The organism is Prevotella sp. (assembly GCF_051059605.1).
GTDB lineage: Bacteria > Bacteroidota > Bacteroidia > Bacteroidales > Bacteroidaceae > Prevotella.
Genome location: NZ_CP050883.1, coordinates 752,268 through 769,285, shown reverse-complemented (window position 1 = coordinate 769,285; position 17,018 = coordinate 752,268). Strand labels below are relative to the sequence as shown.

Below are 17,018 nucleotides of genomic sequence, written 5' to 3'. Positions count from 1 at the left end.
ACACTTGCAAAAATAAGACTTTTCCATGAAATAATGAAAGAAAAAATGATAAAACCGAAGATTAGAAACATTTTTTTGATTTAAAGTATTGCTTTTCCTATTTTTTTTCTATCTTTGGCAAGTAAAAGACAATAATAAAGGAATAATTATGGCAAACAAGAGAATTTTAAAACGAACTATAAACTATATTTGTAGCGATTTATTTGCTGAAGCTGTAGCAGCTTCTTTGTATGGTGAAAAACCCAATAAGGATAATGTAGATGCACTGTTAACATCAATAATCATTATACATAACGACTTCATAAGCCGCATTTCACACCCAGAACCTGGTATGAAAACAAAGACTTATTACAAAGCTATTATTGAGGATTTCAATAAACATGCTAGCGAGATCGTAGACCAAATACAGAATCTTTAAATTCATGCAATGATAAACAGAATCTGTAATTGGATATTGTATAATAAAATGGGATGGACAAAAAATGTTACTGTTGACCACCCTGATAAGTTTATAATCTGCCTTGCGCCACATACTAGCAATTGGGATTTCGTCATAGGACAGCTTTACACACGTGCAGAATGTCTAAAAACGAATTTTCTTATGAAGAAAGAATGGTTTTTCTGGCCATTCGGTAAGATGTTCCACAAATTGGGAGGAATCCCTGTTTGGAGATCAAAGCATACAAGTATGACAGACAATTTGGCAGAGACTGCTTTTAAAGCAAAATCATTCAAGTTATGTATAACACCAGAAGGAACTCGTTCTCCTAACCCAGACTGGAAAAAGGGATTTTATTTTATTGCGCTAAAAGCCAATATTCCTATCCTTCTTTATGGCGTAGACTACGAAAAAAAGACTATTACTTGTACTGAATCATTTATTCCTACAGGTGATATAGATAAAGACATGCCTATCATCAAGGCATATTTTAAGAATTTCAAAGGCAAAAAGCCTAAGAATTTTGCATACTAATTACGTTAAGATATGAATAGAATAATAGTTACTGTTTTCACCCTTTGTTTATCAACATCTTTAATGGCATTGCCACCAAATGATAAATTAGCTATCCAAAGGGAAATTAGCAACTATTTCTTAAGATATGATAATGGCAAAAACGCTTTACCAGAACAAATAAGAATCCTAAATTTCGATGTAGATGACAATGCTAAAACTATTAGATTAGAAGTTAGCAATTCTTTTGCCTCACAAGAACTTACGCTGAAATCGGTAAAGAAAATATATAAGAAAATTAGCAATATCTTTCTTTCTCAATACAATCAGTATAAGATGATAATAATATCTTGTGGCATGCCAATAGAGCAACTTGCCACAGATGCTACTATTGCTGATAATGAGTGTAATAAGTTCTGGGGAGATATAGATTATCATGACGAACCTTGGGTTACAAATTCATCCCAACCATACAGCATTACACATGGACTCTATGACCGACACATCTCTTTGTGGGCAAGTCATGGACGATATTATGACAACGACAAGAGAGAATGGAAATGGCAGCGTCCTAATATGTTTGGAACTACCGAAGATCTGTTCACACAAACTATCGTTGTACCCTATCTTATTCCAATGCTGCAAAATGCCGGAGCTTGTGTATTTACACCTAAGGAACGTGATTGGCAAAAAAATGAATATATAGTTGACAACGATATTTCTAAGGCTCCAAACTATCTTGAAGTCAATGTTAAGGGTGATTGGAAAGAGTTTGAAGGTAAAGGATTCTCGTTCCATGAAGGAACGTATAAGGATGGAGAAAATCCTTTTGAGCAAGGTACTGCCAGAATGATAAAGGCGACCAAAAGCAAGAAGAAGTTTTCTCTAATTTCATACCAACCTACATTCGCATCTTCAGGAAGATATGCTGTATATGTAAGTTATCAGACAACTGAAAACAGTGTTCCTGATGCTGAATATATCGTATATCATAATGGAGGTGAAACCCATTTCAGAGTCAATCAGACTATGGGTGGTGGAACTTGGGTGTATCTCGGAACATTTGACTTTGCCTCAGGAAACAATCAATACAATCGTGTCGTAATAACAAATAATTCTCACAACCATGGAGTCGTAACAGCTGATGCCGTTAGATTTGGTGGTGGTATGGGAAACATTGAACGTGGTGGAAGCGTAAGCGGATTTCCTCGTTGCCTTGAGGGTGCACGCTATTCTGCGCAATGGGCAGGAGCACCAACGACTGTTTATGACAGCAAGGAAAACGGCAATGACTACGGCGATGATATCAATGCAAGACCCTACATGAGCAATTGGCTTGCTGGCGGTTCATGTTACGTCCCTACTATTGAGGGAAAGAAGGTTCCTATAGAATTATCTTTAGCAGTACATAGCGATGCTGGATTTGATAAAATCGGAAATAGCATTATCGGTTCACTAGCTATATGCACAACAAACTTTAATGAAGGTAGACTTAACTCTGGAGTTTCAAGAATGTCATCACATGATTTTGCGAAGTCACTTCTTGATGGATTTGATCGAGACCTAGGAGCTTTTGTCGGTAAATGGAGTCGCAGATATCTATGGGATAAGAATTATTCCGAGACTAAAAATCCAGAAGTTCCTTCGGCAATTATTGAGACATTGTCACATCAAAGTTTCCCTGACATGGAATTGGGACAAGATCCTAATTTCAAATTTTGCATGGCCAGATCATTGTATAAATCAATTGTCAGATATATCAATAATGCGCATGGCAAACCAACTGTAATTCAACCACTTGCACCTAATGGGTTCAAGATTGAATTTATAGGTGATAACAACATTAAATTGTCATGGAAGGCTACGGAAGATAAGTTAGAACCTTCTGCCTGCCCTACCACTTACAATGTGTACACAGCTACGGGAGAATCAGATTTCGACAATGGATCGTTAGTACTAAAGAACAATACTATTCTGCATATAACACCTGGCGTCCAATATAATTTCAAGGTAACAGCTGTTAATCGCGGAGGTGAGAGTTTCCCTACAGAAGTTTTATCAGCCCTTTATCAACCTTCTGCAACTAAAACAGTACTTGTTGTAAATGGCTTTGACCGTCTTTCGGCTCCTGCCGTTATCGACAATGATAGCATTCAAGGTTTCGATTTCAACAAAGATCCGGGTGTATCTTATGGTCTTACAGCTGGTTGGAATGGCAAGCAAATATGTTTTGACAAAAAGAAAATAGGCATCGAAGGTCCTGGTGGACTCGGATATTGTGGAGATGAACTGGCAGGTAGCTTTATAGCTGGTAACGACTTTGATTATGTTAAAGAGCATACTCAGGCTATAGCCACAGCTGGAAAATATAATGTAGTAAGTTGTTCCGCAGATGCAATAGAAAGCGGAGACATCAAACTATCGAACTATAATGCAATAGACTTGATACTTGGTCTCCAGAAATATGATGTACATTCTTTGAAATATTACAAGACATTCACTCCTGAAATGCAGAACGCTTTGCAAACCTATTCACAAAATCACGGTAATATTATCGTCAGTGGAAGTTATATTGCAAGCGATATGACAACAGATAGCGAAAAGATGTTCTTGAAAAATACATTGAAAGTAACTACTGCTGAAACGGATTCTACAAATAGTGACATGCAGATTAACGGACTTGGTAAGCAGTTCTATTTATTTAGAGCTCTTAACGATACTCATTATGCAGCAACATCATCAGACGAAATAACACCTGCATCGGGAGCTATATGCGCCATGCAATACAACAACGGAAGCGGTGCAGCGGTTGGTTATCAAGGCAAAGACTACAATAGTTTTACCGTTGCATTCCCTTTAGAGTGCATTGCTTCAAAGAAAGAACGCAACGACATTATGAGAGGTATTCTCAATTATGTCATGCCTGATACCGTAAAATCTAAGTAGAAAATACAGTTAAATATATGTTTAATCTTTAAATAAATAAAACCATGTATAAAATTCAAGCAAATCAGTCTGGTACACGTTCAATAGAAATCACTGACCAGCATCTAGAGACTATCGACAAATATCAGTTAATGCGCAATCTAGTCGACAGCAATGGTATCATCGACGAGATTGTACTTGATAAGTTGAAATTCAATGTGCGCTCACTCATTGAGAGTGAAAACGGCAACGACAAGAATCTTCTTGATTTATGTCTTGACGTAATCTATAACGCTAACATGAAAGCAGTTGGACTACACAATTTCGTATTGCTGTATGCTGACTGGAAGAGCAAGCACAAAGAACTCGAAGTGGATAGTCCACAGGAAGCGTAGTAATAATATGGCTTGACATGTTTCGGCATGTCAAGCATTAAAATTTTAAGATAAGATTGGATTCAGAACAATACAAATTGACCGATTTTCTTCCAACGACAAAGAAAGAGTGCGAACTCCGTGGTTGGGACGAACTCGATGTTATTTTATTTTCGGGTGATGCGTATGTTGATCACCCTTCTTTTGGTGCTGCTGTTATCGGCAGAGCCCTTGAAGCAGCAGGTTATCGTGTAGGCATAGTGCCACAACCTGACTGGCATGGCGATTTCAGAGATTTTAAGAAATTAGGACGTCCAAAACTCTTCTTCGGTATTTCACCAGGATGCATGGACTCTATGGTAAACAAATATACAGCCAATAAGCGATTACGTTCTGTTGACGAGTATAGTCCGGACGGTCGTCACGACTGCCGTCCGGAGTATCCAACTGTTGTATATTCACAGATATTAAAGAAGATATATCCTGACGTACCAGTCATTCTTGGAGGAATAGAGGCATCAATGCGCCGCCTCACCCATTATGACTATTGGCAGGACAAACTACGCCGTTGCATTCTTTGTGACAGTGGCGCAGATATGATATTATATGGTTCAGGTACCAAATCAATTATTCAGGTAAGCAAAGATATTGAGTCAAGAATGTCTATCAATGACATGCACAACATTCCCCAAACAGTCTATCTCGCAAAAGAGGGCGATATCTATGGCGGAATAAAAGAAGACGATATCATTCTGCATTCTCATGAAGAGTGTCTAGCTAATAAGAAATCTGAAGCTGAAAACTACAGACATATTGAGGAAGAATCAAATAAGATTCATGCACAAAGATTGCTCCAGCAGACGGGTAAAGTATATGCTGTTGTAAATCCTCCTTATCCAACAATGACAACCGAGGAACTAGATGCTTCTTTCGATTTGCCATATACCCGACTGCCACATCCAAAATATAAAGGCAAGAAGATTCCGGCTTTCGAAATGATTAAGTTCTCCATCAACATGCATCATGGCTGTTTTGGTGGTTGCGCCTTCTGTACAATATCTGCACATCAAGGTAAATTTGTTGTGTGCAGAAGTAAGGAAAGTATATTGCGAGAAGTCAAGAAGGTTATCAGTATGCCAGACTTTAAAGGCTATCTTTCCGATCTTGGAGGACCGTCTGCCAACATGTATGGTATGCAAGGAAAGAATCATAAGGCATGTGAGCATTGCAAACGCCCGTCATGTATCAATCCTCAGGTATGTCCTAATCTTGATACCGACCACACACGCCTACTCGACATCTATCATGCTGTGGACGCATTACCAGGAATAAAGAAAAGTTTTATAGGAAGTGGTGTTCGCTATGATTTGCTTTTGCATAAAGGAAAAGATGAAAAAGCAAATGCTTCAGCACGCGAATACACTCGTGAACTGATAGAACATCATGTAAGCGGAAGATTAAAGGTTGCTCCCGAACATACTCAGGATGATGTCTTGGGACTTATGCGCAAACCTTCTTTCAACCAGTTCTATGAATTCAAGAAGATATTCGATCGCATTAATAAAGAAGCAGGATTGAAGCAACAGATTATACCATATTTCATTAGTTCGCATCCTGGATGCAAGGAAGAAGATATGGCAGAGTTAGCTGTACAGACTAAGGATCTTGATTTTCATCTTGAGCAAGTGCAGGATTTCACCCCTACTCCAATGACTATCTCCACAGAAACATGGTACACTGGCTACGATCCTTACACATTGGAACCGGTATTCAGCGCCAAGACTCCAAGAGAAAAGCTCGCACAGCGCCAGTTCTTCTTCTGGTATAAGCCAGAGGAAAGAAGAAACATAGAACAGGAATTGCGTCGTATAGGCAGAGATGATTTGATAAAGAAGTTATATCCTAACGGTCCTGCACGCACAGACAAATTTCATTCTGACAATGAAAGAAGCAGTCGCAAGCCTGCGCATGGTCGCAATTCTAAATATGAAGATCGCCCTGTAGGCAGCACCTACGATAATCCTGGTGTTGGCTCTTATGACAAGACTTCAAAATCAAAAGGTTATAAAGGCAAGAACAAAAAGAGTTATAATCCTAATTTCAGTAATAATAATCATCGGAAATAGTGTCATAGCATCATAATTTCTAGGTATTTTAATAGCAAATAAATAAATATTTGTTTATATTGCACTTATTTTTAGTACTTTTGCAAATAGAAAATAGCAGGTATAAAATATGAAATTATCAGATTTAAAAACCGGAGAGCATGGTGTTATTGTAAAAGTAACAGGTCATGGAGGTTTCCGAAAGCGCATAGTTGAAATGGGCTTTATCAAGGGAAAGAAGGTTGATGTATTATTAAATGCACCTCTTCAGGATCCTGTGAAATACAAAATAATGGGCTACGAAGTATCTTTACGTCGTACTGAAGCTGAGATGATAGAGATTATATCAGAATCTGAAGCCAAGGAAATGAGCAGAGTTTCAAGGCATGAATATAAAACTGCAGAGATTATAGATAGCACTGATATTGACGAGCAACCGCTAACTGAAGAACAGTTGGAAGAAGCTGCAATCAAACGCAGCCATACTATCAATGTCGCCCTTGTTGGAAATCCAAACTGTGGTAAGACATCGCTTTTTAATTTTGCTTCAGGAGCCCACGAGCGTGTAGGCAACTACTCTGGCGTAACAGTTGATGCGAAGGTTGGCCACACAGAATATGAAGGTTATGAGTTTAATCTTGTCGACCTTCCTGGCACTTATAGCCTTTCTGCTTACTCACCAGAAGAACTCTATGTGCGCAAGCAGATCATCGAAAAGACGCCTGATGTTATTATAAACGTCATTGATGCAAGTAATCTTGAACGTAACCTTTATCTCACAACGCAACTCATTGATATGCACCTTCGTATGGTGTGTGCGTTAAATATGTTTGACGAGACCCAGAAGCGTGGTGATAATGTTGATTACAACAAACTTTCCGAGCTTTTTGGTGTTCCCATGGTTCCTACTGTATTTAAGGATGGAAGCGGAGTTAATGAAATGTTTCACCAGATAATAGAGTTATATGAAAGTAATGAGGATGACAAGCCACATTTCCGCCATATACATATCAATCACGGACACGAAATTGAAAACGGAATAAGCCACATACAGGAATATCTAAAGAAAGATGAAGCCCTACGCCAGCGATATTCCACACGCTACTTAGCAATAAAACTCCTTGAGAATGACGCTGAAGCTGAAAAGAAAATAAGGGCTTTGCCAACAGCAGATGCAATATTGAAGGCACGTGATGCAGCTGCTCAGAGGGTACTGGATGAAACTGGAGACGACAGCGAAACCGCAGTGATGGACGCAAAGTATGGTTTTATCCATGGCGCACTTCAAGAAGCAGAATACGAGACTGGAAAGAAAAAAGATACTTATCAGATGACTCATTACCTTGATAATATCATCACAAATAAATATCTTGGATTCCCTATCTTTATTCTTATGCTGTTTATCATGTTTACTGCGACATTCATAATAGGTCAATATCCAATGGACGCTATTGAGGCTACAGTATCATGGTTGGGTGATTTAATAGCTAACAACATTCCAGATGGACCCGTTAAGGCGATGCTTGTAGACGGAATTATAGGAGGTGTTGGAGCCGTAATCGTATTTTTACCACAGATTCTTATCCTCTATTTCTTCATCAGTTTCATGGAAGATTCAGGATATATGGCACGTGCGGCATTCATCATGGACAAAATAATGCACAAGATGGGACTTCACGGTAAGTCGTTCATTCCGCTTATAATGGGATTTGGATGTAATGTACCAGCCGTAATGGCAACAAGAACCATTGAGAGCAAGCGTTCACGCCTCATAACAATGCTTATCATTCCGATGATGAGCTGTTCAGCCCGCCTCCCTATCTACGTAATGATAACCGGAACATTCTTTGCACTGAAATATCGCTCTCTCATTATGTTGTCATTATATGTAATTGGCATCTTAATGGCAGTTGTGATCAGTCGTATTTTTAGTTCTTTCATTGTCAAGGGCGAAGATACTCCGTTTGTAATGGAGCTTCCACCCTATCGTTTCCCTACATGGAAGGCTATAGGCAGACACACTTGGGAAAAGGGAAAACAGTATCTTAAGAAGATGGGTGGTATCATTCTCGTTGCAAGCATTATTGTATGGGCATTGGGATATTTCCCTCACGACGAACATCTGTCAAAACAGCAGCAACAGGAACAGAGTTATATCGGAAAGATTGGAAAGACTATAGAACCAGTTTTCAGACCTATGGGCTTTGACTGGAAACTTGATGTCGGACTTATTGCAGGCGTTGGCGCAAAAGAGATAGTAGCAAGTACTCTCGGTGTACTTTACAGTAATGACGAGAGCGTAGCTGAAAATCCAGATTCTGGCAGTAAATATGCAACCCTACATCGCCAGATGACATCAGACATAGCAAGAGTACATAATATAAAATATGAAGACGCCCAACCAGTGGCAACACTCACAGCTTATTGCTTCTTATTGTTTGTATTACTCTATTTCCCATGTATAGCCACAATAGCAGCTATAAAGGGAGAAACAGGAAGTTGGAAGTGGGCTTTATTTGCAGCAGGCTACACCACAGTCCTAGCATGGACGGTAAGTACGGTTGTATATCAAATTGGAATGGTTTTAATATAGAAACAAATGCGAAGCGTTAAGTTATCCATATTATCATTATTAATGCTGGCAGTGCCTTTTAAAGCTCTGTCACAGCGCAATGAGATATTAGATGATAACATTGCCTCATTAAAGGTTATGAATGGTAACGACTGGCAAAGTCTGTTACCCATTATCACCCTCAACAGCAGTGATGTAGTAAACATCGGTTTCGACAACTTCAACCAAGAGTATCATAGATATACATATAAGATAGAGCATTGCGAATCAGACTGGTCTGTTTCCAATCAACTGTTTACAAGTGATTATGTCACGGGATTTTCAGAAGGAATACCTATTGAAGACATTTCTCAGTCGGTAAACACAACTGTTGAATACAGCCATTACGCATTTGCGATACCCAACAGCAGATGCAGTATAAAGCTAAGTGGCAACTACAAGATCACTGTTATGGATGAAGACGATAACAACCGAGCTATCCTTGTTGCCTGTTTTATGGTTGTCGAACCGCTTATGAATGTTGGTATGGCATATAGAACCAATACCGATATTGACATAAACAGCACGCATCAGCAGGTTGATATGACCGTATCATATAACAATGTGACCGTTTCCAATCCCGACACACAGATAAAGACCATTGTTATGCAAAATGGCCGTTGGGACAATGCTCGCACCAATGCCCGACCAGACAATATCATGCCTAATGGAATGCAATGGAAACACTGCAAGGAGTATATTTTTGATGCAGGAAACGAATATCGAAAGTTTGAAATTCTTGATGTCTCTCATCCAACGATGGGTATTGAAACAACAGATTGGGACGGAAATCACTATAATGCATATATCTGGCGTGATGAACCAAGGCTAAACTATATATATGATGAGGATGCAAACGGTGCATATTGCATAAGAAATAGCGACAACAATGAGAACGATCGCCTTTCAGAATATGTGATAACCCATTTCACATTGAAGACCCCTCCTACTGATCATGACATATATATTGACGGCGGATTTACAAACAACAGCTTTCTGCCAAAATACAAAATGACCTACAATCCGTCTACAGGATATTATGAAGACTCTGTATTATTGAAACAAGGGTATTATTCATATAAATATATCATGCTCGACAGCAATGGAAAAGCCAATGATCTGCAATCAGAAGGCAGCTTCTTCCAAACGGAGAACAGCTATCAGTCGTTGGTGTATTATCGAGGAAACGGAGAACGAACCGACAGACTAGTTGGTTATGCAAATCTCAAGAATAATAAATGAACAAAAAAGGACCAAACCCATTTTCATGGATTCAGTCCTTTCATTATTATCGTCGGAAAATATTATTTAAAGAATCTCTTGTATAGACCAGCGAAACCTGCTGCATGACGAGCCTCGTCCTTAGCCATTTCGTGAATTGTGTCGTGAAGAGTATCGTTACCTTCAGCCTTTGCAAGCTTAGCGAATTCAAACTTTTCAGCACATGCGCCCTTCTCAGCAGAGATACGAGCTTCAAGGTTAGCCTTTGTGTCAGCCAAAACCTCACCTAGAAGTTCAGCGTAGCGGCTTGCGTGATTAGCCTCTTCATAAGCATAGTGTTCAAAAGCTCTTGCTATTTCAGGGTAACCCTCACGATCAGCCTGTCGAGCCATTGCTAGATACATTCCAACTTCACTACATTCTCCAGCAAATGTTTCTTTGCAATGCTGAATAAGTTCCTTAGATACGCCTTCTTTGTAAGCTGCGCCTAGGTAATGAACAGTTGCGAAAGTCAAGTCATCGTCAGCAACGTCTAGTTCTTTAAACTTGCTCTTGTCAGCTTTACAGATTGGACACTTTTCAGGAGCTTCAGTACCTTCATAGATATAACCACATACGGTGCAAATAAATTTCTTTTTCATAATCGTTTTGTTATTTAGTTGATTACTAATTGTTATTTTTTTTCTATTGCAAAGATAGGATAAAAACATTCAACCTACAAAAATAACCCTATAGAATTTATGAATGCCAAAATAAGATTTATCTATTCTTTGCCAAATCTGTCGTGTTATTAGCGCATTTACAGTCGATAGAGAATCCTTATCAAACATTTCTATATGATAGAGAAAACAGACAACGACTCCATAAACTTTTTTGATTTATGCTAATATTAAAGTGATAGCGAGAATTGAGAAACACTCCAATACAAAAAAAGGATTGAATTCACATGATGTAAATCCAATCCTTCCAGCTATTGCAAAATTGAAATCTTATTTAAAGAATCGCTTATATAAACCAGCGAAACCTGCCGCATGACGAGCTTCGTCTTTAGCCATTTCATGAATTGTGTCATGAAGAGTATCGTTACCTTCAGCCTTTGCCATCTTTGCAAATTCAAACTTCTCAGCGCATGCACCCTTCTCAGCAGAGATACGAGCCTCTAGGTTAGCCTTTGTATCAGCCAAAACCTCACCTAGAAGTTCAGCATAGCGACTTGCGTGATTAGCCTCTTCGTAAGCATAGTGTTCAAAAGCTCTTGCAATTTCTGGATAGCCTTCACGATCTGCCTGTCGGGCCATCGCTAGATACATACCCACTTCACTGCACTCACCAGCGAATGTTTCTTTACAATGCTGAATCAATTCCTTTGATACACCTTCCTTATAAGCTGCACCTAGATAATGGACTGTAGCGAAAGTTAAATCACCGTCAACAGATTCCATTTCTTTAAACTTGCTCTTATCAGCTTTACAAATTGGACATTGGTCTGGAGCTTCTGTGCCTTCATAGATATATCCACATACAGTACAAATAAATTTCTTTTTCATAATCGTTTTTGTATTAAGTCTATTATTATTTTTTGTATTGCAAAGATAGATTTAATATTTTCAAACGACAAAAATAACCCCATAGAATTTATGAATACAGAAATAAGAATTATCTATTTGTCTTTAAATTTGTATTGTCATTATCTCATTGAGGTCTGATATGTAGTTGCCACTTCGGTGCTCACTTTTTGAATGCCACGCCTCTTTATCAGCGCCTTCCACGGCTAGCCTAATGCTTTTAATTCCATAGCGGTGATTAAGTTTGTCTATTGTATTCATCAGTTTAAATCTTTGTGGGCGATTTTTTATATTATCAAATAGATTTTGCTCAACAGCTGTATTTTTCCTTATATCACTTAATACGACTCCAGCTTTCTTATAACAGATACCTTTTATATATATGTCATCAATAATCTGCAGGGCGGCTTTTGTTATCTCGATTGTGTCAGAAGTCGGAACAGGCAAAGTTACTGTAAGTGAATTACTATACGGCCGCAAGTCTTCACGAAATCTACTACTCATGATAAACACCGTTACTACACTGGCTACAGAATGTTGACCACGAAGTTTGTTTGCGCTGCTTGCAGCGAAATTCGCCACTGCTGCTCTTAATGAACTAATGTCGGTCACTTTTTCACCAAAGCTCCTACTCGTACATATTGATTGCTTACCTGCTATCTCTGATGTGTCTATACACGAAATCCCATTAAGTTCCTTCCACGTCTGCACCATAGGAAGACTAAACCTGCTTTTAATCCACGCCTCTTTCTTGTCAGCCAGCTCTAATGGAGTGTGCACTCCATAGTATTCCAGTTTAGGTAATGTTCGCCTTCCTATTCCCCATACGTCAGAAAGTTCCATCATTGAAAGTGCTTTACGTCGTTTATCGTCTGTGTCTATCATGCATACAGAATTATATCCTTTATAATTCTTCGCAAACTTACTGCCCATCTTTGCCAAAGTCCTTGATTGAGCAATCCCTACCGATACAGGTATATCAGTATATAGTTTCACTTTCTTGACAACCATTCTCATATAATCCTCCAGATCATATAGTTTATCGTAACCGTCAAGAAAGCAGAAGCTCTCGTCAATACTATAATTCTCTACATGGTTAACAAACGAGCGAAGAATATTTGTAACTCTTCTGGACATCGCAGCATACAGATACATATTTGTTGAAAAAATAGCAACGTTGTTATACTTCACAATATCGCGTACCTTATATATAGGATCACCACGATGCAGCCCTATCGCCTTAGCCTCTGGAGTCAATGCGATGATACAGCCATCATTAGATGACAACACGCATACCGGCTTACCATTCAATCCGGCATGAAAAGCCTTCTCCACAGAACAGAAGAATGAATTACAGTCAACCAGTGCTATCATATATTTAATATTTAGGTTTACTTATGATATAAGTAACAACGCCCCACACGCTGAACGAATCATTTTCGTTCAACTTTATATTTGGATATTCAGGATTAGCAGGAACTAACCATTTCTTCCCAGCAATTTCCTTGACACGCTTCACAGTATATTCCCCATTCAGTTCACATACCGCAATCTGTTTTTCAGTTGGTTGTCTGTTGCTCTTGTCAACAATCAGAATATCACCGTCATGAACTCCTGCTTCGATCATCGAATTTCCCTGCACTCTAATCAAGTAAGAAGAATCAGGATTCGGACAAAGCATTTTCAGCAGTTCAATATCCTGTGCCATTTCATCATTATTCAAAGGAATAGGAAAACCAGCCACAATCTTAACATCAAAGAAAGGCACATTAACAGGCTTCACCCTATTGGCAGGTATCATCTCACCTAGCTTATGAATCTTCGTTTCTTCAACGGATGTTTTTCGAGCCTGCAAAATACAGTCACGTATAAACTCGGTTTTATTGTCGTGTGCATCAATAAAATCGGCGACATCTCTATCTGCCCGAAACGCATACAATTTGTTATCGCCTTTCGGTCTACCGGCTCCTTCACGTCTGCCCCCACGCTTTTCCTTCTTTTCTTCGTTCATCGTTCAAATAATTAACGCTACAAAGATACAAAGATATTTTGAATTCTGTTATACAGTTTTCAAAAAACATAGAAACAAAAGAGCTTTAGCCTACTTAGTTTATTCTCACACGCTTCACCAGAACCCTTTTACCTTTTACAATCTTATATGTACTTTTATATACCCCATTAACAACTAAGAAAGGTTTTTTAGTCATGGGTTCCGGCGTTGGATAACTTTTATCAAGAGGCTTATGCGCCTTTCTATCATATATTTCTCCATCAACGATCTCATATTTTGGATTATGAGCATCTATATGAATTTTGACGTTTGGGCAATTTCTCGTGATAGACACTCCTATCTGTGTGGCTGATGCCGGAATATACAAGTTTTCAAGACGAGAACATCTTTCAAATACAGAAACACCAATAGTATCAATTGTAGCGGGAAGTTGCACGTTCGTGAGATATGAGCAACCTATAAAACTATAGCTCAATATATTTGAGACCCCTTCTGGAATTTTGATATCAAGCAGCTGCGAGCAAAGAGCAAAAGCATCCAACCTGATTTTCTTAACCGTAGGCGGTATGTCTACCTGATTGATACCATAACCAAACTTAAAAGCATATCTGCCTATCGTCTCCAACTTTTCTGGCAGTTTAATGTAAGTGAGCCCCACACAGTAGGTTAATGCACTATCAGGCAGATAAGTCATATCCGTGGCACTGAGATCAAGTGTTCTAAGGTGACTAGACTGTTCTTTATCATACATTGCTATTGTTCTTAGCCAACGTATATCGTCATCATTAATGGAGCCCACGATAGAAAGATGTCGTATCTGCCTCCAAGGCCTATTCTGCATAATAGCCTGGAGTGTCCCAGCCTGTTTTACATTGATAGTATCGATATGAGGCACATAAGTGGAGTCACCTATATCTATAATAGCTGCATTATTTTGAGAATATTCATAGAGACAGTCCAAGGGATAGTAACCGTCATGATGTCCATTCCAACCAAGGTTCACATGTACTAGGTTACCTTTCAAACCATCCAGAATAAATATATGCTCGTTCTTTTCCGACTTACCAGAAATGATAACGGGTTTACCATGTCGGAGTTCATTCGTAATCAGACTATTCCACTCCAGTTTTCCCTCTTCGCCAAGATACTCATTACGCTTCACTATGTTCATATAAGGGCTGCAATGAAACAACTTCTTCATGGCATTCATAGCCTGCATAGTAAATGTATTACTATTATCCTTACCGTATCGTGTAAAAGCAGAGATACCACAATCCCGAATAAGTTGCGGCACCGAATTACTTTTGATACCAAGATAATTTAATACCTGAGCCATTGCAACAGGTCCACATCCAGCGAGTGTACGATTACCAGTACTGTCTAAAGGGCACAGAGAATTATAAGGATTACCTTGTCCCCAGTTTGTCTGTATCATTGGAGCCACGTCCTGAGCATGTATATGGATGGTTGCAAGCAGTAAAGCGATAATAAGGCAAATATGTTTATTCATTGTCATTTAGGAATATAGTGGTTATCTTTATAAGTATTGCAAAGGTACAAAAACATTCTAAGCTAGGCAAATTTAGTGCTAAATATTGACATAATAGATGTTTGATAAAAGCCTTTAATCCCAATGTCATGAATAATATTGGGTATTATATTATTTGAATAGTAATGATTCATTTTTTAAGTTAGAAATACCGTACTGTATAAAATAATATCAATAAAAACATATTATTTAGCATATTTTTAAAGATTTATCATATTAGTTCCTAATTATAAAATATAATTTATGTATCTTTGTAGTAAAATAGAAACTATTAAAAGTTTCTACATAAAAATAAGACAAGCATAAAACAGTCTAAAGTGCTAGGACAAAATAAACTGTACTAAAAATAATCTGATGACTGTATAAAAATATAGAATAGGAACTCTCTCACATTTATATGATCTTTTGTAGATTTTATGCTATCGAGAGAAAGGATTCTATTTACATATAAAGCAAAATTGATCATCTATGCAGAATAAAGAAATAAATATAGAGTCTATAAATCAAGCATTGTCAGATTGGAATGGAATTATTGAATCGTATATTACCTCAGTATTTAAGATGATTGAATCTGATATCTTTATTCAAATTAAAACTGAATATAAATTACAAAAGTCTGATAAATCAGAATTGGGATTTAATGTATTTAAGCTAATATCAGACTTCTATTATCGTGAAAATTTTCACCGTGATATTATTTATGATTTTCTCAATCCACAAGGAAGTCATAAAGAAGGTAATAAATATCTAATGCTATTTTTGGATATGCTTAACATTAACTATTCTTTCTTCCAGAATGCAATAGTTGAGAAAGAGTATTTAATTGAAAATGGTAGAAGAATTGATACTCTAATAACCGATAATACCACTATGAAGGCTATCATTATTGAAAACAAAATGAATAATGCCAGTGATATGGATCGCCAATTGCCAGATTATTATAACTATGTTCGTAACTTAGGATATGAAATAATGAGTATTGTTTATATCCCATTATCAAATAACAAAGTTCCTGATAGGACTAATTGGAAAGAATGCGAAAGAATTTCTATAAAAGAATGTCTCAATATTATTCCAGCTTTTTCAAATAACAAAAAAAGAAATCTTTGTAATAATTGGCTTAAAAGCTGTATTAACAGTAGTGATAATATTGACTGCATATCAGGTCTAAGACAATATGTAAAATTGATTAAATATTTAAACATCAATAATATGGATAATATAATATTAGAAAAATTCTATAAGAATATTAAGATTGGAGAGAATTTAGATACAGCAATATCTATTCGTAATATGCTGAATGAATTACCAACTTTTCTTGCTGCTAGAGTTCAAGACAGGTACATGTCCAATTATTCTCCATTTGTAAAAATATGGAGATACAAAGATTCAGATACTGTTTTCGAAGGATTTACTTTGAATGGAGATAACCAATATTATAAATTGGATGTATGGTGCAATGAAAACGGATATGATTTGTATTTCTGGAATCCTCAAAATGATCAAGAAGATATAAAATCAGTATTTCGAAATTTTGAATCACTAATAGACTTTTATCCAAAAGACAATATATTAAATAAGGTATACCTTCATTTAAGTCTTTATGAGGAAGAGAAGCTATATAATATCATTGACATATTACTGAAGGAATTATCCACAAAAAAATCCGAACAATAAAATCATAGTTGATGTATTATCTACATAT

13 protein-coding genes are annotated in these 17,018 nt (G+C 37.5%); 8 read left to right on the top strand and 5 right to left on the bottom strand.

All coding sequences use genetic code 11. The features are described from left to right. Window positions 1-148 precede the first annotated feature (148 nt). The 7 genes from HEQ28_RS03025 (at window position 149) to HEQ28_RS02995 (ending at window position 10,209) form a co-directional block, all read left to right on the top strand. Window positions 149-418 carry a hypothetical protein gene (locus HEQ28_RS03025; RefSeq protein WP_434503708.1) on the top strand — a complete coding sequence of 90 codons (270 nt, stop codon included), beginning with the start codon at window positions 149-151 and terminating at the stop codon, window positions 416-418. A 48-nt stretch (window positions 419-466) separates the two neighbouring features. Further along, the gene (locus tag HEQ28_RS03020; RefSeq protein WP_434503707.1) at window positions 467-973 is read left to right on the top strand and encodes a 1-acyl-sn-glycerol-3-phosphate acyltransferase; all 507 of its coding nucleotides are present in this window, start codon (window positions 467-469) and stop codon (window positions 971-973) included. Between the two features lie 12 nt (window positions 974-985). After that, window positions 986-3,898, top strand: a complete 2,913-nt coding sequence (locus HEQ28_RS03015; protein WP_434503706.1) for a golvesin C-terminal-like domain-containing protein — start codon at window positions 986-988, stop codon at window positions 3,896-3,898. 44 nt (window positions 3,899-3,942) lie between these two features. After that, window positions 3,943-4,272 (top strand): hypothetical protein, encoded by a 330-nt coding sequence (locus HEQ28_RS03010; RefSeq protein WP_207154205.1) that lies wholly within the window; start codon window positions 3,943-3,945, stop codon window positions 4,270-4,272. A gap of 56 nt (window positions 4,273-4,328) precedes the next feature. Beyond that, window positions 4,329-6,377: a YgiQ family radical SAM protein gene (locus HEQ28_RS03005; protein WP_434503705.1), complete on the top strand. Its 2,049-nt coding sequence runs from the start codon at window positions 4,329-4,331 to the stop codon at window positions 6,375-6,377. Between the two features lie 109 nt (window positions 6,378-6,486). After that, window positions 6,487-8,949 (top strand): ferrous iron transport protein B, encoded by a 2,463-nt coding sequence (gene feoB / locus HEQ28_RS03000; protein WP_434503704.1) that lies wholly within the window; start codon window positions 6,487-6,489, stop codon window positions 8,947-8,949. A gap of 6 nt (window positions 8,950-8,955) precedes the next feature. After that, window positions 8,956-10,209 carry a type IX secretion system plug protein gene (locus tag HEQ28_RS02995; protein ID WP_434503703.1) on the top strand — a complete coding sequence of 418 codons (1,254 nt, stop codon included), beginning with the start codon at window positions 8,956-8,958 and terminating at the stop codon, window positions 10,207-10,209. A 62-nt stretch (window positions 10,210-10,271) separates the two neighbouring features. Here HEQ28_RS02995 and HEQ28_RS02990 read toward each other — a convergent pair whose 3' ends face one another. The 5 genes from HEQ28_RS02990 to HEQ28_RS02970 form a co-directional block, all read right to left on the bottom strand. After that, complete coding sequence (locus HEQ28_RS02990; RefSeq protein ID WP_434503702.1) at window positions 10,272-10,829, bottom strand: NADH peroxidase; 558 nt, start codon at window positions 10,827-10,829, stop codon at window positions 10,272-10,274. A 348-nt stretch (window positions 10,830-11,177) separates the two neighbouring features. After that, complete coding sequence (locus tag HEQ28_RS02985; RefSeq protein ID WP_434503701.1) at window positions 11,178-11,735, bottom strand: NADH peroxidase; 558 nt, start codon at window positions 11,733-11,735, stop codon at window positions 11,178-11,180. A 123-nt stretch (window positions 11,736-11,858) separates the two neighbouring features. Beyond that, a complete protein-coding gene (locus HEQ28_RS02980) occupies window positions 11,859-13,127 on the bottom strand; it encodes a Y-family DNA polymerase (RefSeq protein WP_434503700.1) in 1,269 nt (422 codons plus the stop codon). 4 nt (window positions 13,128-13,131) lie between these two features. After that, a complete protein-coding gene (locus HEQ28_RS02975; protein WP_434503699.1) occupies window positions 13,132-13,764 on the bottom strand; it encodes a LexA family protein in 633 nt (210 codons plus the stop codon). 94 nt (window positions 13,765-13,858) lie between these two features. After that, window positions 13,859-15,274, bottom strand: coding sequence for a C10 family peptidase (locus tag HEQ28_RS02970; protein WP_434503698.1), 1,416 nt, complete (start codon window positions 15,272-15,274; stop codon window positions 13,859-13,861). A gap of 507 nt (window positions 15,275-15,781) precedes the next feature. Here HEQ28_RS02970 and HEQ28_RS02965 point away from each other — a divergent pair. After that, on the top strand, window positions 15,782-16,990 hold the full coding sequence (locus HEQ28_RS02965) for a PDDEXK-like family protein (protein ID WP_434503697.1): 1,209 nt from the start codon (window positions 15,782-15,784) through the stop codon (window positions 16,988-16,990). The last annotated feature ends 28 nt before the right edge of the window (window positions 16,991-17,018 follow it).